The organism is Sphingomonas bacterium, assembly GCF_903644135.1.
GTDB lineage: Bacteria > Pseudomonadota > Alphaproteobacteria > Sphingomonadales > Sphingomonadaceae > Sphingomonas.
The window spans coordinates 1-5,965 of sequence record NZ_CAHJXA010000173.1 but is presented as its reverse complement, the minus strand read 5'-3'; the positions used below and the strand labels follow the sequence as shown (position 1 = coordinate 5,965).

The 5,965-nt window shown below is 69.1% G+C and carries 9 protein-coding genes and 1 pseudogene; 6 read left to right on the top strand and 4 right to left on the bottom strand.

Features of this window, described 5'->3' with window-relative positions; translation table 11 throughout:
- Positions 1-943 (top strand): tRNA epoxyqueuosine(34) reductase QueG (queG, locus tag HUU96_RS09965; protein WP_174292659.1); only part of this gene is annotated, 943 nt, incomplete at its 5' end.
- Between the two features lie 73 nt (positions 944-1,016).
- Here the strand turns inward: queG and HUU96_RS09960 are convergent.
- Genes HUU96_RS09960 through HUU96_RS09950 form a run of 3 tightly spaced genes read right to left on the bottom strand, consistent with a single transcriptional unit; the run spans position 1,017 to position 2,454 of the window.
- A complete protein-coding gene (locus tag HUU96_RS09960; RefSeq protein ID WP_174292658.1) occupies positions 1,017-1,469 on the bottom strand; it encodes an NUDIX hydrolase in 453 nt (150 codons plus the stop codon).
- Positions 1,456-2,166 carry a glutathione S-transferase gene (locus HUU96_RS09955; RefSeq protein ID WP_174292657.1) on the bottom strand — a complete coding sequence of 237 codons (711 nt, stop codon included), beginning with the start codon at positions 2,164-2,166 and terminating at the stop codon, positions 1,456-1,458. Before HUU96_RS09955 ends, HUU96_RS09960 begins: the two co-directional genes overlap by 14 nt.
- Positions 2,167-2,454 carry a BolA family protein gene (locus tag HUU96_RS09950; protein WP_174292656.1) on the bottom strand — a complete coding sequence of 96 codons (288 nt, stop codon included), beginning with the start codon at positions 2,452-2,454 and terminating at the stop codon, positions 2,167-2,169.
- A gap of 93 nt (positions 2,455-2,547) precedes the next feature.
- Here HUU96_RS09950 and HUU96_RS09945 point away from each other — a divergent pair, with 93 nt between their 5' ends.
- Entirely contained in the window at positions 2,548-3,096 is a 549-nt protein-coding gene (locus HUU96_RS09945; RefSeq protein WP_174292660.1) for a DnaJ domain-containing protein, read from the top strand.
- 21 nt (positions 3,097-3,117) lie between these two features.
- Here HUU96_RS09945 and HUU96_RS09940 read toward each other — a convergent pair whose 3' ends face one another.
- Positions 3,118-3,885, bottom strand: coding sequence for a VOC family protein (locus tag HUU96_RS09940; protein WP_174292655.1), 768 nt, complete (start codon positions 3,883-3,885; stop codon positions 3,118-3,120).
- Positions 3,886-4,000: 115 nt separating this feature from the next.
- On the opposite strand from HUU96_RS09940, the gene cobS reads away from it, so the two are divergent.
- The 4 genes and pseudogenes from cobS to HUU96_RS09920 form a co-directional block, all read left to right on the top strand.
- Positions 4,001-5,005 carry a cobaltochelatase subunit CobS gene (cobS, locus tag HUU96_RS09935; RefSeq protein ID WP_174292654.1) on the top strand — a complete coding sequence of 335 codons (1,005 nt, stop codon included), beginning with the start codon at positions 4,001-4,003 and terminating at the stop codon, positions 5,003-5,005.
- A gap of 45 nt (positions 5,006-5,050) precedes the next feature.
- Positions 5,051-5,332, top strand: coding sequence for a type II toxin-antitoxin system Phd/YefM family antitoxin (locus HUU96_RS09930; protein ID WP_174292653.1), 282 nt, complete (start codon positions 5,051-5,053; stop codon positions 5,330-5,332).
- Complete coding sequence (locus HUU96_RS09925) at positions 5,329-5,718, top strand: type II toxin-antitoxin system VapC family toxin (protein ID WP_174292652.1); 390 nt, start codon at positions 5,329-5,331, stop codon at positions 5,716-5,718. Before HUU96_RS09930 ends, HUU96_RS09925 begins: the two co-directional genes overlap by 4 nt.
- Positions 5,718-5,965 (top strand): annotated as a pseudogene (locus HUU96_RS09920) (cobaltochelatase subunit CobT); the annotation flags it as partial. The gene HUU96_RS09925 and the pseudogene HUU96_RS09920, both read left to right, overlap by 1 nt.

Genomic DNA, 5,965 nt, shown 5'->3' with positions numbered 1-5,965 from the left:
GCGCCAGTGGCTCGACGAGGGGCGGCACGGCGACATGATCTGGATGGAGGAGCGCGCCCATCACCGCGCCAGCCCCGCCGCGCTGTGGCCGGAGGTGAGAAGCGTGATCGCGCTCGGCATGAGCTACGCCCCCGCCGCCGATCCGCTGCGGCTGGCGGACGAGGGCGGAGTGGGGCGCATCTCCGTCTATGCGCAGGGCGGCGACTATCACGATGTCGTGAAGCGCGCGTTGAAGGCGTTGGGGCGGTGGCTGGCGGCGGAGGCGGGCGCACCGCTCAAGGTGTTCGTCGACACCGCGCCGGTGATGGAGAAGCCGCTGGCGGAGGCGGCGGGGCTGGGCTGGCAGGGCAAGCATACCAACCTCGTCAGCCGCACCGACGGCAGCTGGCTGTTCCTGGGCGCGATCTACACGACGCTGGCGCTGGTGCCGGACGCGCCCGGCGGCGATGCCTGTGGGTCATGCGACGCCTGCCAGCGGGCGTGCCCGACCGACGCCTTTCCCGCACCCTACCGCCTCGACGCGCGGCGCTGCATCGCGTATCTGACGATCGAGCATCCCGGGCCGATCCCGCACGAGTTCAGGGCGGCGATCGGCAACCGCATCTATGGCTGCGATGACTGCCTGGCGGTGTGCCCGTGGAACAAGTTCGCCGCCGCCGCCGGGGCGAACCGCGCGTTCCTGCCACGCGCGGAGTTGGCCGCGCCGGCGCTCGCGGATCTGCTGGCGCTCGACGATGCCGGGTTCCGCCAGGTGTTCGCCGGCTCACCGATCAAGCGCATCGGCCGCGACCGGCTGGTGCGCAACGCGGCGGTAGCGGCGGGGAATAGCGGCGACCCGGCGCTGGCACGGGCGCTGACGCCGTTATTGGAGGACGGGTCCGAGGTGGTGCGCGAGGCGGCGGGATGGGCGCTCGATTGCCTCAACCCGTCGACCCGGGCTTGACCCGGGGTCCAGGGCCAAGCAGCGGCCCGCCGGTGGCTCTGGATGCCGGGACGAGCCCGGCATGACGATGGGGTTAGTAACCCGGCCGGGTCTCCTCCAGCAGCGTCGCCAGGTCCGCCGGGAAATACGCCTCTTCCAGCACGGCCAGTTCCTCGGCCGCGAACCATCGCCAGCCGTCGAGCAGCTGCTGCTCCAGCGCCGTCAGCGCCCCCGCCCTCACCTCATGCGCGTCGATGTCGAGGCGGAAATAGCGCTCGTCGGCGATCACCTCGACCCCCTCGAAGGTCAGGAACTCGGCGGTCCGCTGCGCCACCTCCGGCCCGCAGTCGCGGTCGAGGCCGACCTCCTCCCACAGCTCGCGCCGGGCGGCTTCCGCATAGCTCTCGCCGGGATCGACCGCGCCGCCCGGCGTGCACCACAGCGGCGGCCGGTCGGCGGGGGTGAAGCGCAGCAGCAGCACCCGGCCGCGCCCGTCGACCAGCAGGATGCGCGCCGCCGGACGGGGGACGCGCTCAGTCGTCGTCATCGAGCTCGGGATAGGCGCGGAAGATACCTTCGGTGCTGAACGGCAGCCGCCGCTCGCTCTTCAGATAGCTCCTGATCCCCGGCAGGTCGGCGACTTGATCATGGATGCGGATCAGCCCGGCATAACCCGGCTCCAGCACCGCCATCCGCCGCGGGAACATGTAGCGCAGCCCCTCGACGAGCTGGAACAGCGAACAATCGGCATAGCTCCACTGGTGATCGATCAGCCAGTCGCCGGGATTGCAGTCGACCGCCGCCTCGAAGTGATCGAGGTACTTGGGCAGCCGCTGGCTACGGAACTGCGCGGCGGCGCGCGCCGCCTCCGGCATCTGCTCGTCATAATAGAGGCCGTTGGCGACCGGGTGGTGGACGTCGTGAACCTCTGCGACAAAGTCGGTGATCGTCAGCTGGAGCTGGTGGAGCCAGTAGCGATCGCCCATCGCCGATGGTGCCAGCGCATGCTGGTCGCCCAGGTAGAGCAGGATGTTGGCGACCTGCGCGATCGCCAGCCCGTCGATCGCCAGGTAGGGCGGTGCGAACGGCGCACGGCCGCCGCGGCTCGCCATGTCGGCGACCATCGCCTCGGCCCCGTCCTCGCGCGCGCGGTCGCGGTAGGCGATGCCGGCGGCCTCCAGCGGCAGCCGCACGAATTCGCCGCGCCCCTGGATGGTCGGCCAGTACCACAGGTCATAGGCCATTCAGCTCTCCCCCGGCGCGGTCGCCTTGATGGCGAGTGCATGGATGCGGCCGGCGAGCAGATCGGCAAGCGCGGCGTTGACCAGTCGCTGCCGCGCAACCCGCGACTGGCCGGCGAAGGCGGCGCTTTCGATGCGGACGCTGAAGTGCGACTCGCCCGACCCGTCATGCCCGGCATGGCCGGCGTGAAGGTGACTGTCGTTGCTGACCAACAAGTTGGTGGGCGACAGGGCGGCGGTTAGCCGCGCCTCGATCACGCCGGTCAGCGGGGTATTCGCGGGGTCGGTCATCGCGCCTATATACACCGATCGCACTCCAAGGGATCATCCGTGCCGCACTCGACCGACAAGAAAGATCGACCTCAGACCCGCTTCCACGGCCGGATGGAGGCGAACGGCCGGGTCTGCTGCGAGCCGGGCTGTACCGAGCCCGGCGAGTTCCGCGCGCCGCCGCTGGAGGGCGCGAGCGACGGCGGCCCACCGGCATTCCGCTGGCTGTGTCTGGAGCATGTCCGCGCCTTCAACAGCCGTTACAATTACTTTGACGGCATGACCGCCGAGGAGATCTATGCCGCGCAGCGCCCGCTGGCGGGGTGGGAGCGCGAGACCCGCGCCTTTGCTCATGCCGGCACCGATCCGGGGCCGCGCTGGGCCGACTTTGCCGACCCGCTCGACGCGATCGGTGCGCGCTACCGTCGCGAGCACGCACCCGAGCGGACCGACGGCAAGCCGCTGTCGGGGCAGGACCGCACCAGCCTCAAGACGCTGGGGCTCGCCGCCACCGCCGACCGGATGGCCTTGCGCAAACGCTATGCCGAGCTGGTCCGCCGCTACCATCCCGACCGCAACGGCGGCGATCGCAGCCACGAGGCGGCGCTGCAGAAGGTGGTCGCCGCCTATCAGCAGCTGCGCCAGGCACCGGCGTTCGCGTAGGGCGGGCCGACGTCGCTCCTCCTACTTCCCCGGCCCGACCAGCGCAAAGCCCGCGCCCTGCGGGTCGGTGCCGATCACGATGACGTTGCCGGTCGGCACCGCATAGGGCCCCATGTCGACGCGGCCGCCGCCGGCGCGCACCGCCTCCACCGCCGCATCGATGTCGGCGACGTTGATGTAGAGCCGCCAGCCCGCCGGATGGCCCTTCATCTCGACCATCGCCCCCAGCCGGGTCTCCTCCCGGTCGAGATAATGGTAGCCGCCCATCGGCCCCATATCCATCGTCTCGCGGTTTTCCCAGCCGAACAGCGCGCCGTAGAAGGCGAGGGCCACGTCACCATCGGTGGTCGACAGCTCGTTCCAGCCGAAGCGGCCGACCCGGTGTTCGGCGAACGATGTCGACGGCGCGTCGCTGTGCCCACGCATGACATAGAAGGGCGCGCCCTGCGGATCGGTCAGCAGCGCAAAGCGGCCGATGCCGGGGATGTCGGTCGGCGGCACGACCACGCCGCCGCCGAGATCACATGCCTGCCCGGCCGTGTGGTCGGGGTCGTCGACGCCGATATAGGCCAGCCAGGTCGGCCGCGCCCCGCCCGCCTGCATCGCCGCATCGAGCCGCAGCATCCCGGCGACGCCGCCATCGGGACCGGCGATCATGCGATAGTCGGGACCAGCCGCGGGTGCCGGATCGATCGTCCAGCCCGTCACCGCTTGATAGAAGCCGGTCGCGGCGTCGGGGTCGGGCGTCACCAGTTCGTACCACACCGGAAAGCCGTGCCGCGTCGCCATGTCGATTCTCCCCTCGCCCGCATGCTGCTGCGGTTTTGACCACCTGTCCATCGCCCAACCCGGTTGATGCGGCACCCCGCTTGGCCGTAAGGCATGGCGTGAAACGAGGCGCGCCATGACCGACATCCCCAATATCCAGCCCGACAGCCGGGCAACGACCCTGCTCGACGTGCCCGACAAGATGGTGAAGGTGCGCGACGCTTTTGGGCTCGACCTGGACTGGGAAGTGCCGGCGTTCAGCGAGGCCGACGAGCGCGTGCCGGACCTCGACCCCGCCTATGTGTTCGACCACGACACGACGCTGGCGGTGCTCGCCGGGTTCGCGCACAACCGCCGCGTGATGGTGCAGGGCTATCACGGCACCGGCAAGTCGACGCATATCGAGCAGGTTGCGGCGCGGCTCAACTGGCCGTGCATCCGCATCAATTTGGACGCGCACATCAGCCGCATCGACTTGGTCGGCCGCGACGCCATCGTGCTGCGCGACGGCCAGCAGGTGACCGAGTTCCGCGAAGGCCTGCTCCCCTGGGCGCTGCAGACGCCGACCGCGCTCGTGTTCGACGAGTACGACGCCGGCCGCCCCGACGTGATGTTCGTGATCCAGCGCGTGCTGGAGACCGAGGGCAAGCTGACCCTGCTGGACCAGAACCGCGTCATCCGTCCCAGTCCCTGGTTCCGACTGTTCGCCACCGCCAACACCGTCGGGCTGGGCGACACCAGCGGGCTGTACCATGGCACGCAGCAGATCAACCAGGGCCAGATGGACCGCTGGAACGTGGTGGTGACGCTCAACTACCTGCCGGCGGCGATCGAGGCGCGGATTGTCCTCGCCAAGTCGGGCGAGTATGACAAGCCCGACGGCAAGAAGACCGTCGACGCCATGGTCCGCGTCGCCGACCTGACGCGCAAGGGCTTCGTCAACGGCGACATCTCAACGGTGATGAGCCCGCGCACCGTCATCACCTGGGCGCAGAACGCGCTGATCTTCGGCGACGTCGGCTTCGCCTTCCGGCTGAGCTTCCTCAACAAGTGCGACGAGGCGGAACGGTCGCTGGTGGCGGAATATTACCAGCGCGTGTTCGGGAAGGACCTGCCGGAGAGCGTGGTAGGGAAGGGTTGATGGGCGGGGTGGACTAGGATAGTTAGTCCACTCAAGGAGGCGACGATGGCCGAGGCCGATCCGCAAAAGACGTTCAATATCCACGAAGCGAAGACGCATCTGTCGCGCCTCGTCGATCGTGCGCGTGCGGGCGAAGAAATCATCGTCGCTAAGGCCGGCGTGCCGTGCGCCAAGCTCGTGCCGATTGAACCGGTGGTCCGGCCGAAGCGCAAGCCGGGCGGGCTAACGGTGACGGACAAGATCGACTGGGATGCGTTTGATGCGCCGCTATCGGAAGAGGAGCTTGAACTCTGGGAAGGCAAGCGATCTGAGAAGCACGGCTTTTGAACGGCTACCTGCTCGACACGCATGCTGCTTTGTGGTGGTGGGTCGATAGCCCCCGCCTCGGCGAAAACGCCCGACGCCTGATCGAGGAATCGACTGCCCGCATCCACCTCAGCGTCGTCAGCATTTGGGAAATCGGCATCAAGTCGCACAATGGGCGGCTGACCGCCATCCCGGCGTTCCGGGCTGAATACCCGCAACTGCTGGCGGCTAACGGCTTCGACCTCATGGCGATCACCGATTGCCATGCGCTGGAAGCGGCCTATCTCGACGGCCCGCACCGCGATCCCTTTGATCGGTTGATCGCCGGTCAGGCTCGATGTGAGCAGCTGATCGTCATCACCCGTGATCGCGAACTCGCGCGCCTGGGCTGCGAGACGCTCTGGTAATGCCTGCCGACACCCCCCTCGACCGCCTCAAGGCCGTCCTCGCCGGCACCGCCCGGGCGATCGCCGATGAGCCTGAGGTCGAGCTTGCCTATACCGCCGACGCGCCGGCGGCGTCGGGCAAGCACCTCAAGGTGCCGATGCCCGCCCGCACGCTGCCGCCCGATCAGGTCGCCGAGGCGCGCGGGTTCGCCGACGGCTTTGCGTTGCGGCTACGGCATCACGATGCCGGGCTGCACGGCCGCGCCGC